The sequence below is a fragment of the Otoolea muris genome, assembly GCF_943193115.1.
In the GTDB taxonomy this organism is placed as follows: Bacteria; Bacillota; Clostridia; order Lachnospirales; family Lachnospiraceae; genus Otoolea; species Otoolea muris.
The window spans coordinates 1-2647 of the sequence record NZ_CALPCY010000124.1 but is presented as its reverse complement, the minus strand read 5'-3'; the positions used below and the strand labels follow the sequence as shown (position 1 = coordinate 2647).

Genomic DNA, 2647 nt, shown 5'->3' with positions numbered 1-2647 from the left:
GTAGCCAGAATGGAGAGCATAAACAATAACGCCACGCCAGAGGTAAAAGAGCAGCTTAAGAGCGGCAATATGGGTATCACTGCTGCTTATGAGGCTGCAAAGCTGCCGCCAGAAGAGCAGAAAGCCATTGCTGATAAAGTGGCAGCAGGCGAGGACATAAGGGCAAAGGAGATAGCCGCAAAGGTGGCAGAGAAAAAGGCGGGCGACGATTACGAAACGCCACACCCAGAAAGCATAACTTCTTTGTGCTATTCCTGCCAGAGATATAAGGACTGCAACGTAAAAACTGGGACTTGCGAGAAGTGCGACCAGTACATAAACAAGGCAGAGGCAGAAAAGACCGACGAACAGCGGTATAACGAAGAGCAGGACAGAATAGACAAGCAGACCAGAAAGAAATTGCAGCAGCAGGCAGACAAGGAAAAAATGGAAAATCTGCCAAGTGACAGAAAAACAGAGGATAAAGTACATGAGATAAAAATAGCAGCGTCTTACTATGACGACGTTACAAGCGGCAGGAAACGCTTTGAACTGCGGAAAAATGACGGAGGCTATAAAGTGGGCGACAGCCTTAAAATGCTGGAATTTGACGAGGGAAAGCACACGGGGCGCATAATTGATGCAGATATTATTTATATGCTGGAAGATTATGCAGGGCTGGAAGAGGGCTATTGTATTCTGGGAATTGATGTGAAAGCGTTTAGCGGAATGGTGTCCGAAACGGACACGGGGGGGCAGAGCAGATAGCGGGACAAATGAGCATTGAGGATTACCAGAAAGGCGGGCAGGCAGGAAATGAACAGACGGCAGCGGAAAAAGAAGAGTAAGCAGCAGGAAATAACAATTTTCATAGGCTGCGAAAAGGTAGCCAAAGTAGGGGACTACCGAAAAATGAAAGAAAGCATAGAGTACCAGCTTAGAGCGGGCAGCGTAGTTTTGCTGCCTGCCTATCTGCACGTTGAGGCAATTATACAGCAGCGGGGCAGCAGGCGTATTGAGATTAAGCAGGAAAGCGAGGTAAAACGGCATGAAGTATAGGCAGTGGAAAAAGAATTATAAAAAATTGCATGGAGTAAACCCGCCTTTAGAACTGGATAAGCGCAAGCAACGCAGACTTGCGAAAAAGGCAGTTAAGACTATAAGACTTGTGGACTTTACGGCAGCAGCCACAAGAGCGGCAGAGGCACTTACAAACGCTTTTGCATCTGTAATGCGGGGGCTGGGCGGTGCTTTTGATACGGCAGGGACGGTATGCAGGAATGTTGCGGATAATGTGCAGCCGATAGAGATTAAGGGGCGTGTATTCAGCTGGCAAGTAAGAGAGTACGGCAGTGGTCTTTATGCAGTGTATGAGATAAACGCACTGGGCGGCGCTGACGAGCTTAGAGCCGTTACATATAGCCAAAAGGCAGCAGAAAAGATAGCGGAGATATTAGAGAGCGACCACTTAGAGCATATAAGGCAGACAAGCCCAGATAGGATACAGCGCAGGAATGATGCAGCAGACGGCTTACGGGCAGCAGTCATTACGGCGTATGAAAGCGGGGTGCTAAAATGAGCGAAAAAGGCAACGGCTGGATTTATGTAAATCCTTACCCAGAATACGAGGAATTATTTAAGCGTATTGAGGCGGCATTAGGATTTAAGTTATTTACATGGCAAAAGAGCTTTATAGTTTTGGGACATTTCAGACGGTACGGGGAAACAACAGCAATGATTTTAAAAGAATTGCTGGATACAGAGGCAGCGCCATTAGATTACACAAGGCAGGGTATGAGCCATAGAGAAGATTTTTATAGACGGGAGCTTAGAGGGATACAAGAGCGTCTGAAAGATGCGGGGATAAAAACAAGGGTAGTGTTTTGGAGTGCAGAAGATAAACAGAGATACAGAGAGAGCTACAAGGGGACTTGCGAAAAGCGGGACTGTAGGCGCTGCCCGTTTCCACCGTGCAGGAAAGGAGCGGGCGGGCATGACTAATATTTTATTGATTATTGTTATTCTGCTGCTGGTAGACATTTACGGGCAGCTTAAGAAACTGAATGAAAGGCAGGGTAAGGAAGATGCAGGAAACAACGATTGAAGTAACGCCAGAGGTAGAGCAGCTGATACAGAAAGCAGCACGGGCAGCAGTAGCCGAGTACAAGCGGCAGGAAGAAAAAGAGCGTAAGCGTGATAAGTACCACAATACTTTTACGCTTATGAAATGCTACCGTGATGCCGCTTTCCATATCGAGAACGCCATAAGCGACGGCGAGCAGTTAGAGCTTAAGGGAATGACCGACGAGCAGCAGAGGACGTACTTAGAGAGCGTGAGGCGCAGCCGCTTTAAAACTCTGATTATGACAGCGCACATAGACAAGGTGGTAGAAGAGATAGAACATAGGCGCAGAATGGCTGGCAGGGAAATAGAGTATAAGGCTTTTGAACTGTATTTTATGCAGGGCTGGGACTATGAGGCAATAGCAGAGAAACTGGGAACGGGGAAGAACACGCCGAGGCGCTGGGTAACTGGCATAATCAATGAGTTGTCGGTACTGTTATGGGGCATAGACGAGGATAAGCTAAAATAGCAGGCTGGCAGCAGGCGTGGTAATACCGTGGTAAAAACGTGGTGTTTACATGGGAATTTGAAAGCTGTATAATG

General features: G+C 47.3%; 5 protein-coding genes. All 5 read left to right on the top strand.

Annotation, left to right across the window (positions count from 1 at the left end):
• Positions 1-747 (top strand): ASCH/PUA domain-containing protein (locus NFS31_RS26455; RefSeq protein ID WP_251502003.1); only part of this gene is annotated, 747 nt, incomplete at its 5' end.
• A 48-nt stretch (positions 748-795) separates the two neighbouring features.
• Positions 796-1038 (top strand): hypothetical protein, encoded by a 243-nt coding sequence (locus NFS31_RS26450; protein WP_251502000.1) that lies wholly within the window; start codon positions 796-798, stop codon positions 1036-1038.
• Positions 1028-1558, top strand: coding sequence for a hypothetical protein (locus tag NFS31_RS26445; protein WP_251501997.1), 531 nt, complete (start codon positions 1028-1030; stop codon positions 1556-1558). Before NFS31_RS26450 ends, NFS31_RS26445 begins: the two co-directional genes overlap by 11 nt.
• Positions 1555-1980 (top strand): hypothetical protein, encoded by a 426-nt coding sequence (locus NFS31_RS26440; RefSeq protein WP_251501993.1) that lies wholly within the window; start codon positions 1555-1557, stop codon positions 1978-1980. The genes NFS31_RS26445 and NFS31_RS26440 overlap by 4 nt, the downstream gene beginning before the upstream one ends.
• 83 nt (positions 1981-2063) lie before the next feature.
• A complete protein-coding gene (locus NFS31_RS26435) occupies positions 2064-2573 on the top strand; it encodes a hypothetical protein (protein ID WP_251501989.1) in 510 nt (169 codons plus the stop codon).
• Positions 2574-2647 lie beyond the last annotated feature (74 nt).